The organism is Burkholderia sp. S171, assembly GCF_009766085.1.
Classification (GTDB): domain Bacteria; phylum Pseudomonadota; class Gammaproteobacteria; order Burkholderiales; family Burkholderiaceae; genus Caballeronia.
Genome location: NZ_LMUF01000007.1, coordinates 91220 through 108786 on the forward strand (window position 1 = coordinate 91220; position 17567 = coordinate 108786).

Genomic DNA, 17567 nt, shown 5'->3' on the forward strand with positions numbered 1-17567 from the left:
GCAGAGCAGAACCAAGCAGGGCAAACAACCGGATACCAGCATGTCTATCAAGATTCGCAAACTCGATTCCAGCGCCAACGGTTTTCACACGGCGCTGCACGCGGTGCTCGCGTTCGAGGCGAGCGAGGACGAAGCCATTGAGCGCTCGGTCGCGCAGATTCTGACCGATGTCAAAACGCGTGGCGACGACGCTGTCCTGGACTACACGAACAAGTTCGACCGGCTGAAAGCCGAGAGCGTTGCGTCGCTGGAATTGCCCCAGGCTCAACTGGAAGCGGCGCTTGAAGGGCTCGTTCCGAAACGTCGCGCTGCGCTGGAAGCAGCGGCGGCGCGCGTGCGCGGTTATCACGAGAAACAGCGAATTGAGTGCGGCAGCCATAGCTGGCAGTACACGGAAGCCGACGGCACGGTGCTCGGCCAGAAGGTCACGCCGCTGGATCGCGCTGGTATCTACGTGCCGGGCGGCAAGGCGGCGTATCCGTCGTCGGTGCTGATGAACGCGATTCCCGCGCGTGTGGCCGGCGTGAAGGAAATCGTGATGGTCGTGCCCACGCCGGACGGCGTGAAAAATCCGCTGGTGCTGGCGGCGGCGCTGCTGGGCGGCGTGGATCGCGTGTTCACCATCGGCGGCGCGCAGGCGATTGGCGCGCTGGCCTACGGCACGCAAACCATTCCTGCCGTCGATAAAATCTGCGGCCCGGGCAACGCGTACGTGGCATCGGCGAAACGGCGCGTGTTCGGCACGGTGGGTATCGACATGATCGCGGGGCCGTCGGAAATCCTGATCATCTGCGACGGGACTACGGACCCGCGCTGGGTCGCGATGGACCTGTTCTCGCAAGCCGAGCACGACGAACTCGCGCAATCCATTTTGCTGTGTCCGGACGCGACATTTATCCAGCGCGTGGAAGACGCGATCAATGAATTGCTGCCCACGTTGCCGCGTCGCGATGTGATCCAGCGTTCGCTCGAAGACCGCGGCGCGCTGATCAAGGTCGCGGATATGAACGAAGCCTGCGCGATCGCCAACGACATCGCACCGGAACACCTCGAAATTTCCGCGCTCGATCCGCATCACTGGGCGGCGCAGATCCGGCACGCGGGCGCGATCTTCCTCGGCCGCTACACGAGCGAAAGTCTCGGCGATTACTGCGCGGGACCGAACCACGTTCTGCCGACATCACGTACCGCGCGGTTTTCATCGCCGCTGGGCGTGTACGACTTCATCAAGCGCTCAAGCGTCATTGAAGTCAGCGCGGAAGGCGCGCAGACGCTCGGCGAGATTGCAGCCGAACTGGCGTATGGCGAAGGCCTGCAGGCGCATGCGCGCAGCGCTGAATATCGGATGAAAAATACGTCGCAGTAACAAATAACGACGCCAATCGAGTTAAACACAGAGGCGGCCTTAGAGCCGCCCAACGTCCGGCGCTGGAGTCCGGCAATACCATGACAAGACCACAAGACATTCTGCGCCCCGACGTCCTTGCAATGACGTGTTATCCCGTGCCGAACTCAACCGGCCTCGTGAAGCTCGACGCGATGGAAAATCCGTATCGGTTGCCGGAGAAGCTGGCTGCTGAATTGGGCGAACGGCTAGCGGACGTCGCGTTGAACCGATACCCGGAACCGCGCCCGACCGCGTTAATCGAGAAGATCAAGCGCGTCATGGAGGTGCCTGCCGCGTGCGAATTGCTGCTCGGCAACGGTTCGGACGAATTGATCAGCATGATGTCGATGGCGTGCGCGAAACCCGGCGGCGCCGTCGTTGCGCCGGTTCCCGGCTTTGTCATGTACGAGATGTCGGCGAAATTCGCGGGGCTTGAGTTTATCGGCGTGCCGTTGAATGAAGACTTCACACTCGATGTCGATGCGCTGATCGCCGCAATCGAAACGCACAATCCGGCGCTGGTGTATCTCGCGTATCCGAACAACCCGACCGGCACGCTTTACGACGACGCGGACATTGAATGCGTGATCGCGGCGGCATCGAATAGCCTGGTTGTGATCGATGAAGCGTATCAACCGTTCGCCCAGCAAAGCTGGCTGCCGCGCGCCGCTGATTTCGACAACGTGGTCGTGATGCGGACCATGTCGAAGCTCGGTCTGGCGGGTATTCGCCTGGGTTATCTGGCGGGAAAGGCGTCATGGACGACGGAATTCGACAAAGTGCGCCCGCCGTACAACATCAATGTGCTGACGCAAGCTGCGGCGGATTTCATGCTTGATCACCTCGACGTGCTCGATGCCCAGGCCACCGAACTCCGTGCCGAGCGCACGCGTCTGGAAGACGCCATCAAGGCGCTGCCCGGCGCGACCGTTTTCCCGAGTGCCGGCAACTTCCTGCTCGTCCGCGTTCCCGATGCCGCTGCCGTCTTCGAAACCCTGCTGACATCGCGGGTTTTGATCAAAAACGTGAGTAAAATGCATCCGTTATTGGCGAATTGCGTGCGTTTGACGGTCGGATCGGCAGAAGAGAATGCGCAAATGATCGCCGCTCTGAAACTCGCGCTGCACTGAAATCTCTTAAAAGTCTCGAAGGAAACACCATGCGCATTGCGGAAGTCGTTCGCAACACCAGCGAAACGCAGATCCGTGTGAAGCTCGACCTGGATGGCACCGGCAAGCAAAAGCTTGCCACCGGTGTGCCGTTTCTCGACCACATGCTCGACCAGATCGCGCGTCACGGGCTCATCGACCTCGAAGTCGAAGCGCATGGCGACCTCGAAATCGATGACCACCACACGGTGGAAGACACGGGTATCACGCTGGGTCAGGCGGTGGCGAAGGCGATCGGCGACCGCAAGGGCATTCGCCGTTACGGCCATTCCTACGTGCCGCTCGACGAAGCGCTGTCACGCGTGGTGATCGATTTTTCGGGCCGCCCGGGACTGGAGTTTCACGTCCCGTTCACGCGTGCGCGCATTGGTACGTTCGACGTCGATCTCACCATCGAATTCTTCCGCGGCTTCGTGAATCATGCGGGCGTGACGCTGCACATCGACAATTTGCGCGGTATCAATGCGCATCATCAGGTGGAAACCGTCTTCAAGGCATTCGGCCGCGCGTTGCGCATGGCTGTTGAGCTGGACGAGCGCGCGGCGGGGCAGATTCCATCGACCAAGGGCAGCCTTTAAGCGCCTTCTAAATAACGCGAAACCGGCATTTATCGGACGTGTTTCCAAGCGCGTCCGGGCCGTCCGCGTCGATACGAGCCATGCCGGCCTGCGATGAATCTACTCAAATCGTTCATTTCGTTGCTCGCGCTGATCAATCCGGTCGGCGCGATCCCGTTTTTCCTGAGCTTGACGACCGACATGTCGAGCTCGGAAAAGGCCGGCACGATCCGGATCGCGTCCATTTCGGTCTTCTGCGTGATTGCCGTGACGGCGCTGCTTGGGCAGCAGATCATCGCGTTCTTCGGGATTTCCGTTGGCTCCCTTGAAGTGGGCGGCGGCATCATCATGTTGTTGATGGCGATCAACATGTTGAACGCCCAGGTCGGCAACGCGCGCTCCACGCCGGAAGAGCGGCACGAAGCCGAGATGAAAAACAGCATCGCGGTCGTGCCGCTCGCCATTCCGCTGCTGACGGGGCCGGGCTCCATCAGCACGGTGATCGTCTATTCTGCAAGTGTGGCGCATTGGTATGACCGGCTCGGGCTGGTCGTGATCGGCGCGGTGCTGGCGGCGCTGTGTTTCGGCGCGTTGATGCTCGCCGAACCCATTGCGCGCTGGGTCGGACGCACCGGCATTAACATTGGTACGCGGCTGATGGGCTTGATGCTGTCGGCGCTGGCGGTGGAATTTATCGTTAATGGATTGAAGGCGTTGCTGCCCTCTTTGAAATAGCGTTCTGAAACGTGCTGAATTGAATACTTCGATGAAAACTTCGATAGCAATCGTGGACTACGGCATGGGCAACCTGCGCTCCGTGTATCAGGCGCTCCGCAAGGCCGCGCCGGAAGCGGACGTGGCGATCGTTGGGCAGCCCGAAGCGATCCGCGCAGCTGACCGCGTCGTGCTGCCGGGACAGGGCGCCATGCGTGACTGCATGGCGCATCTTGGCGCGTCGGGTTTGCAGGAAGCCGTCATGGAAGCCGCTCGCGACAAACCTATGCTGGGCGTGTGTGTCGGCGAGCAGATGCTGTTCGACTGGAGCCAGGAAGGGGACGTCAAGGGCACAAACGGCCTCGGACTGATACCCGGCAAGGTCGTGCGCTTCGAGCTGGAAGGCCAGTTGCAAGATGACGGTTCGCGTTTCAAAGTCCCGCAGATGGGCTGGAACCGCGTGCGTCAGACGCAGCAGCATGCGCTGTGGGACGGCGTGCCCGACGAATCGTTTTTCTATTTCGTGCACAGTTACTACGGCGTCCCGGACAATCCGGCGCATACATCCGGCGAAACGCTGTACGGCGCGCCATTTACCTCGGCCATCGCCCGGGACAATTTGTTCGCGACCCAGTTTCACCCGGAGAAGAGCGCGGACGCGGGCTTGCGGCTGTATCGAAACTTCGTACACTGGAAACCGTGAAGTGCGCGGTTTTGGTGCTGTTTTAGCGGCGGTTTGACGTTTTGGCTTATGCCGTTTGCAGCGGCGAGCCTCGCATCAGTTGTACTACACTAGCGAGACGGCAAGCAAAACAAGGGCGTTGCGCCCAAGTTTGCAACCGTTCGATTAACCCTTATCCGATAACGCTATTCCTATGTTGCTCATTCCGGCCATCGATCTAAAAGACGGTCAGTGCGTACGCCTCAAACAAGGCGATATGGACCAGGCGACCATTTTTTCCGAAGATCCGGCGGCAATGGCCCGGCTATGGGTCGATCGGGGCGCACGGCGGCTTCATCTCGTCGACCTGAACGGCGCGTTTGCCGGCAAGCCGAAAAACGAAGAAGCCATTCGCGCGATCATCAAGGAAGTCGGCAACGACATCCCGGTGCAGCTCGGCGGCGGCATTCGCGACCTGAACACCATCGAGCGCTATCTCGACGACGGTCTGGAGTACGTGATCATCGGCACGGCAGCGGTGAAAAATCCGGGCTTCCTGCAAGATGCATGCACCGCGTTTGCGGGTCATATCATCGTCGGGCTGGATGCGAAGGACGGTAAGGTCGCCACCGACGGCTGGAGCAAGCTGACGGGCCACGAAGTCATCGACCTCGGCCGCAAGTTCGAAGATTACGGCTGCGAGGCGATCATCTATACGGATATCGGCCGCGACGGCATGTTACAGGGCATCAACATTGAAGCCACTGTGCGCCTCGCGCAAGCCGTCAAGATTCCGGTGATCGCGAGCGGCGGATTGTCGAACCTGGGCGACATCGACTCCCTGTGCGAAGTGGAAGACGAAGGCATTTCCGGCGTGATTTGCGGGCGCGCGATTTATTCCGGCGATCTGGATTTCGCCGCGGCGCAAGCGCGCGCCGACAAGCTACGCGAAGCCGACGACGCCTGAGCCTAAGTCGCCGCATGTTGCGAGGGCGCCGCGCGGTCGTGGGTAACCTGACAACGCGGCTTCCTTTTCCGCACGCGTGATTTAAGCGCCTTATGTGCTTCTGGACGGCTTTCCGCTCAGCCTGATCGAGGCCGCGCCGCAAGTCTGTTCACGCGGGGCGGCGTTTCGTTTCGCTTCTTTCCGCGACGGTCAATTTCGATTCAATCGTCCCGCTTATCCTAAGCACTCACTCGCAGCGCAACGGCATTCGTACCAACATGGCTCTCGCTAAACGCATCATCCCGTGTCTCGACGTCACCGCTGGCCGCGTGGTCAAGGGCGTCAATTTCCTCGAATTGCGCGACGCGGGCGATCCCGTCGAAATTGCTCGTCGATACGACGCTCAAGGCGCCGACGAACTCACGTTCCTCGATATCACGGCGACTTCAGACCAGCGTGACCTGATCCTGCCGATCATCGAACAAGTGGCGTCGCAGGTTTTTATCCCGCTGACCGTTGGCGGCGGCGTGCGCGCGGTAGAAGACGTGCGCCGGCTGCTGAACGCGGGCGCCGACAAGATCAGTATGAATTCATCTGCGGTGTCGAATCCGCAACTCGTGCGCGACGCCTCCGACAAACATGGCTCGCAGTGCATCGTGGTGGCTATCGATGCCAAGCGCGTCAGCGCCGCGGGCGAAACCCCGCGGTGGGAAGTATTCACGCACGGCGGCCGCAAGAACACGGGGCTCGATGTGGTTGAGTGGGCGCGCAAGATGGCGGAATTCGGCGCTGGCGAAATCTTGCTGACCAGCATGGATCGCGACGGCACGAAAAGCGGCTTTGACCTCGCGCTGACGCGCGCGGTGTCCGACGCTATTTCCATTCCGGTCATTGCGTCAGGCGGCGTGGGCTCGCTCGCGCATCTCGCCGATGGCATCACCGAAGGTCACGCCGATGCGGTGCTGGCCGCCAGCATCTTCCACTATGGCGAACACACGGTCGGCGAGGCGAAACGCTTCATGGCTGATCAGGGTATTTCGGTGAGGATTTAAGCGGTGACTGCACAAACTGACGAAGCGGGCTGGCTCGAGAAGGTCAAGTGGGACGCGAACGGCCTTGTGCCGGTGATCGCGCAGGAATCCACAACGGGCGACGTGCTGATGTTCGCGTGGATGAATCGCGAAGCGTTGGCGAAAACCATCGAATTGAAGCGCGCGGTGTATTACTCGCGATCGCGCCAGCGCCTGTGGTTCAAGGGCGAGGAGTCCGGACACGTTCAGCATGTGCACGAAGTCCGGCTCGACTGCGACGAAGACGTCGTATTGCTGAAAGTGGAGCAGGTGTCGGGCATTGCGTGCCACACCGGCCGTCATTCGTGCTTTTTCCAGAAATTCGAAGGATCGGTAGAAACGGGCGACTGGGTCGCTGTTGAACCGGTCTTGATGGACCCCGAACATATCTATAAGTAATGACTCAAGCCACGCTTTCCACGCAAGACACGTTGCTGCGCCTCGCTGCGATTATCGATAGCCGCAAGGGCGGAGACCCGGAACAATCCTACGTTTCCCGACTCTTTCATAAAGGTGACGACGCCGTTCTCAAGAAGATCGGCGAGGAAGCTACCGAAGTCGTGCTGGCCGCCAAGGACACGCGACACGGCGGCGCACCCAAGGCGCTTGTCGGCGAAGTGGCCGACTTGTGGTTCCATTGTCTCGTGATGCTGTCCCATTTCGACCTTAGCCCGGCAGATGTCATTGCTGAACTGGAAAGGCGAGAAGGGATGTCGGGGATCGAAGAAAAGGCGTTACGCAAATCCCGCGATCGCGAGCAGAACGAAAACGGCGGCTAAGCTGGACGGTTGGATCACGTTCGACCGGTCGCCGAGGAGGATGAAATGAGTCAGTCGTACGAGCCTTATCCGCCGCCTGTTTATCAAAACTCGCCCGAATCCGAGCGTCTGCGCAGCTTGCGCACGCTGACCCACGTGCTGTACGCGCTATACGCCGCGTATTGGCTCACCGGTGGACTGACCGTGCTGATCGCGGTCATCATCAATTACCTGAAACGCGATGACGTCGCGGGAACGCCCTACGAAGCACATTTTCGATGGCAAATCCGCACCTTCTGGTGGGCGTTGCTCGGGCATGTGATCGGCGTGGCGTTGATCTGGGTGTTTATCGGTTTCCCCATTTTGTTCGTGGTCGGCATCTGGACGCTTTATCGCGTTATAAAGGGCTGGCTGTTTTTGTACGAGAACAAGCCATTGCAACCGGGTGCCTGGGTTTGAGGCCGAACGCCTGATCTTCAACATGCATTCCTATCGGGATACCCCGCGACACACATGAGCCAAGAGAACTGCATTTTCTGTAAGATCGCTGCGGGAGAAATTCCGAGCAAAAAAGTCCATGAGGACGATGAATTCGTTGCTTTTCACGACATAAACCCGGCCGCACCCGTCCATGTGCTGGTGATCCCGCGTAAACATATTGAGACGCTGTCGAGCTGCACCGAAGCCGATGCGCCGCTGCTTGGTAGAATGTTGAGCTTGACGGCGCGGCTTGCCGACGAACTGGGTGTGGCGTACACCGGTGGTGACACCGGTTTTCGCACGGTCATCAATACGGGGCCCGGCGGCGGACAAGAGGTGTATCACATTCATGCCCATATCCTTGCCGGGAAACGGCCGTGGCGCCGGATGGGCTGAAGAATCATCTAACGAATATGCCTGATCGCGTGGTCAATGTGTAATGAAAACGAAAGCGTCTTTTCATCGCAATATTGGGCGCGCAAAATATAGGTTTAGTCATCGGAGCGTCGTGCTTCGATTCGGGCCGCAAGGTCCACATTGTTCGTCGCGAGAGACATGCGCGGCGAAGCTAAGGAGAGTTTTCAGTCATGGGTTCGTTGAGCATTTGGCATTGGTTGATCGTTTTGCTGATCGTGGCATTGGTTTTCGGTACGAAAAAACTGCGCAACATCGGCGGGGATCTGGGCGGCGCGGTAAAGGGGTTCAAGGAAGGTATGAAGGAAGGCGAAACGACGCCGGGCGAGCAGCGCGAATTGCCGCGCAACGGTACGGTCGACGTGGAAGCGAAGGACAAGACCCGTTCGAGCGACTACCGCTAATCAAGCTGATTGAGTTGATTCAGCACGGTAAGCCCGGCCCCGGCCACCTCCACTCGCCACCCTCAGGATCTTCGATTCCATGCTCGACCTCGGTCTGACCAAAATGGCGCTGATCGGCGTCGTCGCGCTGGTAGTGCTCGGGCCGGAACGCTTGCCCGGCGTGGCACGAACGGCAGGTGCGCTGTTCGGGCGCGCGCAGCGGTATATCAATGACGTCAAGGCCGAAGTCTCGCGCGAGATGGAGCTTGATGAGTTGAAAAAGATGCGGACCGAATTCGAAACGGCGGCATCGAATGTCGAGAACAAGATTCACGATAATCTTCGCCAGCACGAAAACGAACTCAACGACGCCTGGAACCAAGGCACGTCGGTGTCGGACAGCGTGGCGGGCGGTGGCGACCCGAGTCTGCCCCACGTTTCCGGCGATACCTGGCGTTCGAGCCCGGACAACACGTTCAGCAGCAGCAACGCGTCGCCCGCGAAACGCAAGAATTGGCGTGTCAAGCAGGCCGCCATTCCGAACTGGTACAAGCGCACCACGTTGCGCAAGACGCGCGTTCAATCAGGCGCGGCGCGAGTCGCGCGGCATACGCCCGAAGCGCTGCGTCGTCCCACGCGGTTTCTCTGATGTTTGCGTCGCTTTCGTTGCGCGAACACCTACTTCCCTTCCATCGATGAATCCCAGCAGAGGGCCGGCGTGAGCGACCCGCAACAGATTAAAGACGAGCCCGTCGAAGAGACGTTTATCTCGCACCTGGTCGAACTGCGTGACCGCATCATCCGCGCAGGCGCTTCAGTCATCGTCGTGTTTATCGGGCTGGTTTATTGGGCGCCGGACATATTCCGGCTGCTCGCGCGTCCGTTAATGCAAAACTTGCCGAAGGACGGCAAGATGATTGTCACCGACGTCACCGGCTCGTTCTTCGTGCCTATGAAGGTGACCATGATGGTCGCGCTTGTCATAGCGCTGCCCATTGTGCTGTACCAGATCTGGGCGTTTATTGCGCCGGGGTTGTATCAGCACGAGAAGAAGCTGGTCGTGCCGCTGGTCGGGAGCAGCTACTTCCTGTTCCTGTGCGGCATGGCGTTCGCGTATTTCGTCGTATTTCCCACCATTTTCCGCGTGATGGCGCATTACAACGCGCCGCTCGGCGCGCAAATGACGACGGATATCGACAATTACCTGAGCTTCGTCCTCACCATGTTCCTCGCGTTCGGCGTGACCTTCGAGGTGCCAATCATCGTGGTGATTCTGGCGCGGATGGGGTTTGTGACGATCAAGAAGTTGCGGCAGATCCGGCCGTATGTGATTGTCGGCGCGTTCGTGATTTCCGCGGTCGTGACGCCGCCTGACGTGTTCTCGCAATTGATCCTGGCGGTGCCGCTGATCATTCTCTATGAGATCGGCATCATTGCGGCACGGTTGATCGTGGGCAAGGACAAGATCAAGGAGCAGGAAGTGGAAGCCGCAGAGGACGCGAAACGGGACGAGGATTGAGGGTTTTAGCAGCCACCGGATAACGGGCAGGATAGCAAAGGGGCCGTTCCAAACGTGAGTTGGAACGGCCCCTTTGTATTTGTGCGCATGGTTTTGCACACATCAAGCGATGCTGCAAATCAACGAGCGGCAGTCAACGCCATCATCTCACTCGTCGTTTTGATCTCCACCATTGTTGTCATCGTCCGGCGGCTGGGGTTGCTTGGGCTGCATCGGCCGTTTTCCGATCACCACGCTCAAGTCCAGTTCCTTGCTTTTGCGCATCAGATGCACCTTCACCGACGTCCCCGGCTTGATCTGCGCGACAACATTCAGCAGGCGCGTGGTGTCGGTGATGGTGTCGTCGTTGATGCTGATCAGGATGTCGCCCGGCTTGATGCCGGCTTTGTCGGCTGGTCCGCCTTGCAATACGCCCGCCACGATCGCACCAGACTTTTGCTCGAGTCCGAACGATTCCGCGATCTCCGGCGTTACGTCCTGCGGTTCCACGCCAATCCAGCCGCGCGTGACCGTGCCTGTGGTGATAATGCTTTCCAGCACGCTGCGCGCAGTCGATACAGGAATAGCAAAGCCGATCCCGAGCGAGCCGCCGCTGCGCGAATAGATTGCCGTATTGATGCCGAGCAGATTACCGTTCACATCCACCAGCGCACCGCCCGAATTACCCGGGTTGATGGCCGCGTCGGTCTGGATAAAATTCTCGAAGGTATTGATGCCGAGGTGGTTACGCCCGAGCGCGCTGACAATCCCCATGGTCACCGTCTGCCCGACCCCGAACGGGTTGCCGATCGCCAGCACCACGTCGCCCACGCGCGTCTGGTCCATGCGGCCGAGCGTGATGGTGGGCAGGTTCGTCATGTTGATCTTCAGCACGGCCAGATCGGTTTCCGGATCCACGCCGATCACTTTCGCCGACGACGTCCGTCCGTCAGCCAAGGCAACTTCGATCTGATCAGCCCCATCGACGACATGTTGGTTCGTTAGAATGTAGCCTTCGGAGCTGACAATCACGCCTGAGCCGAGATTCGACGCGGGCGTTTCGTCGCCCTTACGCTTGTTCTTGTCGCCGAAGAAATAGCGGAACAGCGGGTCTTTCGCGCGCGGATCGGGCGGTAATGTGCCGTCCTTGCTCGAAAACACGTTGACCACGGCGGGCATCGCTTTCTGCGCGCCATCCGCATAGGACGACTGGGCGGGCCGGGAACCGATGCTCGGCGCAACTTCCTGCAACGCGACGATCGGTTCGGCGAGTTGCTTGCCGAACGTTCCCTGGCGTTGAAGCCACTGCGGTTTCAAGGTCGCGACGATGAACATCAGCGCCAAAAGCACGGTCACCGCTTGGGCAAAAAACAGCCAGAAGCGTCTAAGCATTTGATGGAATAGAGGAATTCATGGATCGGATCGAACTAGAATTGTATCTGAACAATCTGCTTGAAATCGGGCGCTTCAAGGACTATTGCCCGAATGGTCTGCAGGTTGAAGGCTCGGGTCGCGTAGGCAAACTGGCGACCGGCGTAACGGCGTCGCAGGCGTTCCTGGACGCGGCCATCGAGTGGGGCGCCGACGCCGTGCTCGTGCATCACGGCTACTTCTGGAAAAACGAAGCGCCGCAGGTCACCGGCCGCAAATACCGGCGGCTGAAGACGCTGCTGGACCATGACATCAACTTGTTCGCTTACCACCTGCCGCTCGATTCGCACCCCGAGTTCGGCAACAACGCCCAGCTCGGCGCGCGTCTCGGCTTGATCGCGGACAACCGCTTCGGCGACCAGGATCTTGGCTGGATCGCGTCGTTGCCCGTGCCGTTATCGCTTGAGCATTTCACTGCGACGGTCGAAAACGAAGTCGGCCGCAAGCCGCTCGTGTTCGGTAACCCGGATTGGGAATTGCGTCGCGTGGCGTGGTGCACAGGCGGCGCGCAAGGTTACTTCGACGAAGCCATTGCCGCTGGCGCCGATGTCTACATCAGCGGTGAAGTCTCCGAGCAGACCATGCACATTGCCGCGGAAAGCGGCGTCGCCTACGTTGCGGCAGGGCATCATGCCACTGAGCGGTACGGCGTTCAGGCGCTCGGCGCCCATGTGGCCGAGCATTTCGATATCGAACACGTCTTTATTGATATCGATAATCCGGTGTGATTATCTTGCAGTGCAATAAATAATCGAATGGCTTAAATAACCCCTTCATTCGATAGTCACGATAAGTGCGGGGAAACCCTTAAGAATGAAGGACTTCGAGCGTTTTTTGCTATTCAACTCTTGTAAATGACGACTCCATTCGCGCACACTAGCGTCGGTAGAACGAACTGACGGTATAAATCCAACTCAGAAGTGGGGCGTGTGATGCGAGACAACGAAGATCAACGCGTCGACGGCAGCCGCCGAACCTGGCTGATCACGACGACCGTAATGGGCGGAATCGGTGGCGTAGCGGCTTGCGTCCCGTTCGTCGGGTCGTTTGCACCGTCGGAAAAAGCCAAGGCAGCGGGCGCGCCGGTCGAAGTCGATATATCAGGTCTCAAGCCTGGCGACCTGATGACAGTCGCCTGGCGCGGCAAGCCGGTCTGGATTCTGAACCGTACCGACGAAATGCTCGTCGACGTGAAGAAGGCCGATCCCGAACTCGCGGATCCGCAATCGAAGAAAGTATTCAGCTTGCCGCTGCCGGAATACTGCAATAACGAATACCGTTCACGCGCCGAACACAAGAACCTGCTTGTTGCCGTGGCCGTCTGCACGCACCTCGGCTGCACGCCTACGCCGCGCTTCCAGGAAGGCGCCCAGCCCAATCTCCCTGACGACTGGCCCGGCGGTTTTCTTTGCCCGTGCCACGGCTCGACCTATGACCTGTCCGGCCGTGTTTTCAAGAACAAACCCGCGCCGGACAACCTGGACATTCCGCCCTATATGTTCACTTCGGCGACGTCACTCGTGATTGGCAAGGACGAAAAGGGAGAGGCGTAATGGCGGCTACCGATAAGGAAGTGGAAACAACAGGGCTCCTGGGCTGGATCGACCGGCGCTTTCCGCTGACATCGACCTGGAAGGCGCACGTTTCAGAGTACTACGCACCGAAGAATTTCAACTTCTGGTACATCTTCGGTTCACTGGCGCTGCTGGTGCTGGTGAACCAGATCGTCACGGGCATCTTCCTGACGATGAACTACAAGCCCGATGCAACGCTCGCGTTCGCATCGGTCGAATACATCATGCGGGAAGTGCCGTGGGGCTGGCTGATCCGCTACATGCACTCCACGGGCGCGTCGATGTTCTTCGTCGTCGTGTATCTGCACATGTTCCGCGGGCTGCTGTACGGCTCGTATCGCAAGCCGCGCGAACTCGTGTGGATCTTCGGATGCGCGATTTTCCTGTGCCTGATGGCCGAAGCGTTCTTCGGTTACCTGCTGCCGTGGGGCCAGATGTCGTTCTGGGGCGCGCAGGTGATCGTGAATCTGTTCTCGGCGATTCCGTTTATCGGCCCGGATCTGTCGCTCTGGATTCGCGGTGATTACGTTGTGTCGGACGTGACGCTCAACCGCTTTTTCGCGTTCCATGTGGTCGCGATTCCGCTCGTGCTGATCGGTCTGGTGGTCGCTCACCTGGTCGCGTTGCACGAAGTGGGGTCGAATAACCCGGACGGCATCGAGATCAAAGCGAAGAAGGACGAGAAGGGTATTCCGCTCGACGGCATCCCGTTCCATCCGTACTACTCCGTCCACGATTTCATGGGCGTGTGCGTGTTCCTGTTCATCTTCGCCGCGATCATTTTCTTCGCGCCGGAGATGGGCGGTTATTTCCTCGAAGCCAATAACTTCGTGCCGGCCAACTCTCTGCAGACGCCGAACGAGATCGCGCCGGTGTGGTACTTCACCGCCTTCTACGCGATGCTGCGTGCCACCACCGATCCGTTCAAGATTGTGCTGATGATCGTGGTTGCGTTGCTGGGTGTACTGGCGTTGCTGCGAGCGCGCGGCAAATGGCGGTTCGGTTTGCCAGTGCTGGCGTTGCTGATGATCGTGTTCATGGCGCTGACGGAATCGAAGTTTTGGGGCGTGGTGGTGATGGGCACGGCCGTGGTGTCGCTGTTCTTCTTGCCGTGGCTTGACCGAAGTCCTGTCAAATCCATTCGATACCGGCCGCTGTTCCACAAGGTGTTCTATGGCGTCTTCGTGTTCGCGTTCCTGGTACTCGGCTATCTCGGCACGAAACCGCCGTCGCCGGCCAGTACGCTGATCGCGCAGATCTGTGCGTTGATTTATTTCGCGTTTTTCCTCGGCATGCCCTTCTGGACGACCCGCGGCCGCTTCAAACAGCCGCCCGACCGCGTGCGATACAAGCCGCATTGACCCGCGCCCAGACAGTGACAGGAGACACGACGATGAAAAAATGGTTTTCTACCCTCGCGGTAATGGGCGCGGCGCTGCTGTCGTTCGGCTTGGCGCCGGCGCACGCGCAGGAAGTGCCGCTGGACGCCGCGCCCGATAGCTCAGAAAATTTTGCTTCGCTTCAACATGGCGCAAAATTGTTTGTAAACTATTGCCTGAACTGCCACAGCGCGAATTTGATGCGTTACAACCGGCTGACGGACATTGGCATCGATCCAAAGGAGATTGAGGCGAATTTGCTGTTCACCACGGACAAGGTCGGCAACACAATGACCATCGCCATGCGTCCCGACGATGCAAAAACGTGGTTCGGGGCGGCGCCGCCGGATTTGTCGGTGGAGGCGAGGGCGCGCGGCAAGGACTGGATCTATACGTACTTGCGCAGTTTTTATCGCGACGATACCCGGCCGACCGGCTGGAACAATCTCGTGTATGAAAACGTCGCCATGCCGCATGTGCTGTGGGAGTTGCAGGGTGTAAGGACGGCGAAATTCGATACCGAAGTCGACGAAAAAACCGGCGAAAAGGTCAAACATTTCGCGGGTTATACCCAAGTGACTCCGGGGACGATGTCGCCAGTAGATTATGATTCGGCTATGGCCGATCTGGTTTCGTACCTTTCATGGATGGCGGAACCGGCCCAGCAGGAGCGAAAGCAGCTGGGTGTCTGGGTCCTGATGTTCTTGGGGGTTTTGAGCTTTCTGGCGTGGCGCCTCAACGCGGCATACTGGAAGCAAATTAAATAACACGCCGCGATCGGTGTGGGTCAGCGTCGTCAAAGCGCCTCCTAGCAGGCGCTTTTCGCACGCTGGCCCTTATGTTTTTCTGAAGGGACTTTTAATCATGATGGTTTTGTACTCCGGCACTACCTGCCCGTTCTCCCAGCGCTGCCGGCTGGTGTTGTTCGAAAAGGGCATGGACTTCGAAATCCGCGACGTTGACCTGTTCAACAAGCCGGAAGACATCGCGGTGATGAATCCGTACGGCCAGGTTCCCATTCTGGTCGAACGCGACCTGATCCTGTACGAATCGAACATCATCAACGAATACATCGACGAGCGTTTTCCGCATCCGCAACTCATGCCCGCCGATCCGGTGCAGCGCGCTCGCGCTCGCCTGTTCTTGCTGAACTTCGAGAAAGAACTGTTCGTGCACGTCGGCACGCTGGAAAACGAAAAGGGCAAGGCGGCGGAAAAGAATCACGAGAAGGCGCGCAACGCCATCCGTGATCGCCTGACGCAACTCGCCCCGATTTTCCTCAAGAACAAATACATGCTCGGCGAAGAGTTTTCCATGCTCGACGTCGCCATCGCGCCGCTGCTGTGGCGCCTGGATCACTATGGCATCGAGCTGTCGAAGAACGCTGCGCCGTTGATGAAATATGCCGAGCGGATTTTCAGCCGGCCGGCTTACATCGAAGCGCTGACGCCTTCGGAAAAAGTGATGCGTCGCTAATATTTTCGATTGGCGGGCGGCCCGGCTCGACCGGCGTCGCTCCCTTCGATAGAGGGCAAGTCGATGCAAGAAATATCCACCAAGCCTTATCTACTGCGCGCGCTCTACGAGTGGTGCACGGATAACGGCTTTACGCCGCATATCGCGGTGCGGGTCGACAACGGCACACGCGTGCCGCGCCAGTTCGTGCGCAACGACGAGATCGTGCTGAACATCAGCTTCGAGGCCACCAGCCAGTTGCAGATGGGCAATGAGTGGATCGAGTTCAGTGCGCGCTTTTCTGGCAAGTCGCACAAGATAGAGGTGCAGGTCACCAACGTGCTGGCTATTTACGCACGAGAGAATGGCCAGGGCATGGCCTTTCCCGTCGATCCCGCTGCGATTGGCGCTGCGCCGGACGTGTCGGGCGAAAACGGGCCGCGTTCGTCGGAGTTGGGTCCGGAGGAAAGTGGGGCTGAGCGCATCGAGCGTCGTGAGACGACGGTGTCTGCGCGAGACGCACGAGATGACGATGAGTCGCCTCCTGACGACGATGGATCTAAATCATCGGGTCGAGGCCACCTCAAGGTCGTCAAATGAAGTAAAATCGCTGACTTCGCCGGCTTAGCTCATCAGGTAGAGCAGTTGATTTGTAATCAGAAGGTGGCGGGTTCGAGTCCTGCAGCCGGCACCAGTTTAGCTTTTCATGAAGTACCAAGATGTTGTTGAACCCCGCGCCCGGTAACGGTCCGCGGGGTTTTTTGTTTTCGGCGGGCACCAATCGCCCGGCGAGGAAATCGCGTGATTGGCGTTGTTCTTGACTGGGCCTCCGCGTCGCCGGCCACTTCAAGCGGCACCCGGTCCGAGGGCGGGCGAGTTTCCGAGATAGCGTCAGGATGCAAATTTTTGACACTTTGCTGAACGCGACCTTGGCAAACCGCGCGTTCTTTCGGGCGGGGCTATTTGGGCGAGCTCGGCGCTTCCGAACGTGAACGATCACGAGCTGTGTTCCGATTTGCTCCGGACGTTCCTTTAGGAGGTCTTCTCATGGGCAATCACGTGCGCACCCAACTGGTTCTTCCACGCATTTCACTGGATTCGAGCGGGCTCTTCACGTGCTCTTAATATTCTTTTCACAAACCCCTTGCGCAACATCTGGTGGGGCACTAGAATTCGGCCTCTTCGCTTCTGGATGAGGCGAAGAGAAGCGGGAAGTAAGGGCGTTAGCTGTTCAATTTCGGTACCCGGAGAGCCAAGCAGGACGGCGCTTCGACGGAATTGGAAAGTCCAGGTGGTCGAGATGATGGTTGTCACGAAGCGGTAAAAAACCTGTTGACGAAAAGCGAAACGCACGACATAATCTCGTTTCTGTGCTGCAGATGCAGCGACGCGAAAGCGGCAGGGTTCTGAGGGTTGGGACTGTGCGGCGGGTAGCGAATGTTCTTTAAAAACTAACAGCCGATAAGTGTGGGCGCTTGGTGCTTGGCTTTAAGCGTGGTGGTGTTTTCCGGGGCAACTTGGGGGATGCTGCCGTGAAGCGAAAGTATCAAGTCTCACACTAGTATTAAGGTAGGTTTTGAGCGTCTTTTCCTAAGTTTAACGATGAAGGGAAAGATGGGAGGAACTTGTCAGTACGTTGAGTGAGCGACCTATTCGCAAGAATAGAAAACAGTAACAGGCATTGAACTGAA

21 protein-coding genes and 1 tRNA gene are annotated in these 17567 nt (G+C 58.7%); 21 read left to right on the top strand and 1 reads right to left on the bottom strand.

What is annotated here, in order from left to right:
- The first annotated feature begins 40 nt into the window (after positions 1 to 40).
- From hisD to tatC, 14 genes are all read left to right on the top strand, one after another.
- Positions 41 to 1366, top strand: a complete 1326-nt coding sequence (gene hisD / locus GSQ93_RS03335) for a histidinol dehydrogenase (protein WP_158934228.1) — start codon at positions 41 to 43, stop codon at positions 1364 to 1366.
- A gap of 80 nt (positions 1367 to 1446) precedes the next feature.
- Positions 1447 to 2517: a histidinol-phosphate transaminase gene (gene hisC / locus GSQ93_RS03340; protein ID WP_158934229.1), complete on the top strand. Its 1071-nt coding sequence runs from the start codon at positions 1447 to 1449 to the stop codon at positions 2515 to 2517.
- A gap of 29 nt (positions 2518 to 2546) precedes the next feature.
- Positions 2547 to 3134 (top strand): imidazoleglycerol-phosphate dehydratase HisB, encoded by a 588-nt coding sequence (gene hisB, locus GSQ93_RS03345; protein ID WP_158934230.1) that lies wholly within the window; start codon positions 2547 to 2549, stop codon positions 3132 to 3134.
- Positions 3135 to 3227: 93 nt separating this feature from the next.
- Entirely contained in the window at positions 3228 to 3848 is a 621-nt protein-coding gene (locus GSQ93_RS03350; RefSeq protein WP_158934231.1) for a MarC family protein, read from the top strand.
- 31 nt (positions 3849 to 3879) lie between these two features.
- Entirely contained in the window at positions 3880 to 4530 is a 651-nt protein-coding gene (gene hisH, locus GSQ93_RS03355) for an imidazole glycerol phosphate synthase subunit HisH (RefSeq protein ID WP_158934232.1), read from the top strand.
- 172 nt (positions 4531 to 4702) lie between these two features.
- Positions 4703 to 5455, top strand: coding sequence for a 1-(5-phosphoribosyl)-5-[(5-phosphoribosylamino)methylideneamino]imidazole-4-carboxamide isomerase (gene hisA / locus GSQ93_RS03360; RefSeq protein WP_089166109.1), 753 nt, complete (start codon positions 4703 to 4705; stop codon positions 5453 to 5455).
- A gap of 257 nt (positions 5456 to 5712) precedes the next feature.
- On the top strand, positions 5713 to 6486 hold the full coding sequence (gene hisF / locus GSQ93_RS03365) for an imidazole glycerol phosphate synthase subunit HisF (protein ID WP_158934233.1): 774 nt from the start codon (positions 5713 to 5715) through the stop codon (positions 6484 to 6486).
- Between the two features lie 3 nt (positions 6487 to 6489).
- Positions 6490 to 6903 carry a phosphoribosyl-AMP cyclohydrolase gene (hisI, locus tag GSQ93_RS03370; RefSeq protein WP_158934234.1) on the top strand — a complete coding sequence of 138 codons (414 nt, stop codon included), beginning with the start codon at positions 6490 to 6492 and terminating at the stop codon, positions 6901 to 6903.
- Positions 6903 to 7283: a phosphoribosyl-ATP diphosphatase gene (locus tag GSQ93_RS03375; RefSeq protein WP_158934235.1), complete on the top strand. Its 381-nt coding sequence runs from the start codon at positions 6903 to 6905 to the stop codon at positions 7281 to 7283. The genes hisI and GSQ93_RS03375 overlap by 1 nt, the downstream gene beginning before the upstream one ends.
- Before the next feature lie 45 nt (positions 7284 to 7328).
- Positions 7329 to 7721, top strand: coding sequence for a hypothetical protein (locus GSQ93_RS03380; RefSeq protein ID WP_158934236.1), 393 nt, complete (start codon positions 7329 to 7331; stop codon positions 7719 to 7721).
- A gap of 54 nt (positions 7722 to 7775) precedes the next feature.
- The gene (locus GSQ93_RS03385; protein WP_158934237.1) at positions 7776 to 8138 is read left to right on the top strand and encodes a histidine triad nucleotide-binding protein; all 363 of its coding nucleotides are present in this window, start codon (positions 7776 to 7778) and stop codon (positions 8136 to 8138) included.
- A 191-nt stretch (positions 8139 to 8329) separates the two neighbouring features.
- On the top strand, positions 8330 to 8560 hold the full coding sequence (tatA, locus tag GSQ93_RS03390; RefSeq protein ID WP_158934238.1) for a Sec-independent protein translocase subunit TatA: 231 nt from the start codon (positions 8330 to 8332) through the stop codon (positions 8558 to 8560).
- 79 nt (positions 8561 to 8639) lie between these two features.
- The gene (gene tatB, locus GSQ93_RS03395) at positions 8640 to 9188 is read left to right on the top strand and encodes a Sec-independent protein translocase protein TatB (RefSeq protein ID WP_158934239.1); all 549 of its coding nucleotides are present in this window, start codon (positions 8640 to 8642) and stop codon (positions 9186 to 9188) included.
- Positions 9189 to 9257: 69 nt separating this feature from the next.
- Entirely contained in the window at positions 9258 to 10058 is an 801-nt protein-coding gene (gene tatC / locus GSQ93_RS03400) for a twin-arginine translocase subunit TatC (RefSeq protein WP_158934240.1), read from the top strand.
- 147 nt (positions 10059 to 10205) lie between these two features.
- On the opposite strand, the gene GSQ93_RS03405 is transcribed toward tatC, so the two are convergent.
- On the bottom strand, positions 10206 to 11429 hold the full coding sequence (locus tag GSQ93_RS03405) for a Do family serine endopeptidase (protein ID WP_158934241.1): 1224 nt from the start codon (positions 11427 to 11429) through the stop codon (positions 10206 to 10208).
- Between the two features lie 20 nt (positions 11430 to 11449).
- Here GSQ93_RS03405 and GSQ93_RS03410 point away from each other — a divergent pair, with 20 nt between their 5' ends.
- From GSQ93_RS03410 to GSQ93_RS03440, 7 genes are all read left to right on the top strand, one after another.
- Entirely contained in the window at positions 11450 to 12196 is a 747-nt protein-coding gene (locus tag GSQ93_RS03410; RefSeq protein ID WP_158934242.1) for a Nif3-like dinuclear metal center hexameric protein, read from the top strand.
- Positions 12197 to 12400: 204 nt separating this feature from the next.
- Positions 12401 to 13021: a ubiquinol-cytochrome c reductase iron-sulfur subunit gene (gene petA, locus GSQ93_RS03415; RefSeq protein WP_158934243.1), complete on the top strand. Its 621-nt coding sequence runs from the start codon at positions 12401 to 12403 to the stop codon at positions 13019 to 13021.
- The gene (locus tag GSQ93_RS03420; protein ID WP_158934244.1) at positions 13021 to 14403 is read left to right on the top strand and encodes a cytochrome bc complex cytochrome b subunit; all 1383 of its coding nucleotides are present in this window, start codon (positions 13021 to 13023) and stop codon (positions 14401 to 14403) included. Before petA ends, GSQ93_RS03420 begins: the two co-directional genes overlap by 1 nt.
- 32 nt (positions 14404 to 14435) lie before the next feature.
- A complete protein-coding gene (locus tag GSQ93_RS03425; RefSeq protein WP_158934245.1) occupies positions 14436 to 15188 on the top strand; it encodes a cytochrome c1 in 753 nt (250 codons plus the stop codon).
- 97 nt (positions 15189 to 15285) lie between these two features.
- Complete coding sequence (locus GSQ93_RS03430) at positions 15286 to 15897, top strand: glutathione S-transferase N-terminal domain-containing protein (protein WP_031362199.1); 612 nt, start codon at positions 15286 to 15288, stop codon at positions 15895 to 15897.
- A 63-nt stretch (positions 15898 to 15960) separates the two neighbouring features.
- Positions 15961 to 16476, top strand: a complete 516-nt coding sequence (locus GSQ93_RS03435) for a ClpXP protease specificity-enhancing factor (RefSeq protein ID WP_158934246.1) — start codon at positions 15961 to 15963, stop codon at positions 16474 to 16476.
- Between the two features lie 18 nt (positions 16477 to 16494).
- Positions 16495 to 16570, top strand: a tRNA-Thr gene (locus GSQ93_RS03440).
- Positions 16571 to 17567 lie beyond the last annotated feature (997 nt).

Coding starts and splice junctions, on each gene's coding strand:
- petA (WP_158934243.1), top strand. CDS start 12,401: ATGCGAGACAACGAAGATCAACGCGTCGACGGCAGCCGCCGAACCTGG.
- GSQ93_RS03420 (WP_158934244.1), top strand. CDS start 13,021: ATGGCGGCTACCGATAAGGAAGTGGAAACAACAGGGCTCCTGGGCTGG.
- hisF (WP_158934233.1), top strand. CDS start 5,713: ATGGCTCTCGCTAAACGCATCATCCCGTGTCTCGACGTCACCGCTGGC.
- GSQ93_RS03435 (WP_158934246.1), top strand. CDS start 15,961: ATGCAAGAAATATCCACCAAGCCTTATCTACTGCGCGCGCTCTACGAG.
- hisD (WP_158934228.1), top strand. CDS start 41: ATGTCTATCAAGATTCGCAAACTCGATTCCAGCGCCAACGGTTTTCAC.
- GSQ93_RS03350 (WP_158934231.1), top strand. CDS start 3,228: ATGAATCTACTCAAATCGTTCATTTCGTTGCTCGCGCTGATCAATCCG.
- hisC (WP_158934229.1), top strand. CDS start 1,447: ATGACAAGACCACAAGACATTCTGCGCCCCGACGTCCTTGCAATGACG.
- tatB (WP_158934239.1), top strand. CDS start 8,640: ATGCTCGACCTCGGTCTGACCAAAATGGCGCTGATCGGCGTCGTCGCG.
- hisH (WP_158934232.1), top strand. CDS start 3,880: ATGAAAACTTCGATAGCAATCGTGGACTACGGCATGGGCAACCTGCGC.
- GSQ93_RS03375 (WP_158934235.1), top strand. CDS start 6,903: ATGACTCAAGCCACGCTTTCCACGCAAGACACGTTGCTGCGCCTCGCT.
- tatA (WP_158934238.1), top strand. CDS start 8,330: ATGGGTTCGTTGAGCATTTGGCATTGGTTGATCGTTTTGCTGATCGTG.
- GSQ93_RS03385 (WP_158934237.1), top strand. CDS start 7,776: ATGAGCCAAGAGAACTGCATTTTCTGTAAGATCGCTGCGGGAGAAATT.
- GSQ93_RS03380 (WP_158934236.1), top strand. CDS start 7,329: ATGAGTCAGTCGTACGAGCCTTATCCGCCGCCTGTTTATCAAAACTCG.
- hisA (WP_089166109.1), top strand. CDS start 4,703: ATGTTGCTCATTCCGGCCATCGATCTAAAAGACGGTCAGTGCGTACGC.
- GSQ93_RS03430 (WP_031362199.1), top strand. CDS start 15,286: ATGATGGTTTTGTACTCCGGCACTACCTGCCCGTTCTCCCAGCGCTGC.
- GSQ93_RS03405 (WP_158934241.1), bottom strand. CDS start 11,429: ATGCTTAGACGCTTCTGGCTGTTTTTTGCCCAAGCGGTGACCGTGCTT.
- GSQ93_RS03425 (WP_158934245.1), top strand. CDS start 14,436: ATGAAAAAATGGTTTTCTACCCTCGCGGTAATGGGCGCGGCGCTGCTG.
- hisB (WP_158934230.1), top strand. CDS start 2,547: ATGCGCATTGCGGAAGTCGTTCGCAACACCAGCGAAACGCAGATCCGT.
- GSQ93_RS03410 (WP_158934242.1), top strand. CDS start 11,450: ATGGATCGGATCGAACTAGAATTGTATCTGAACAATCTGCTTGAAATC.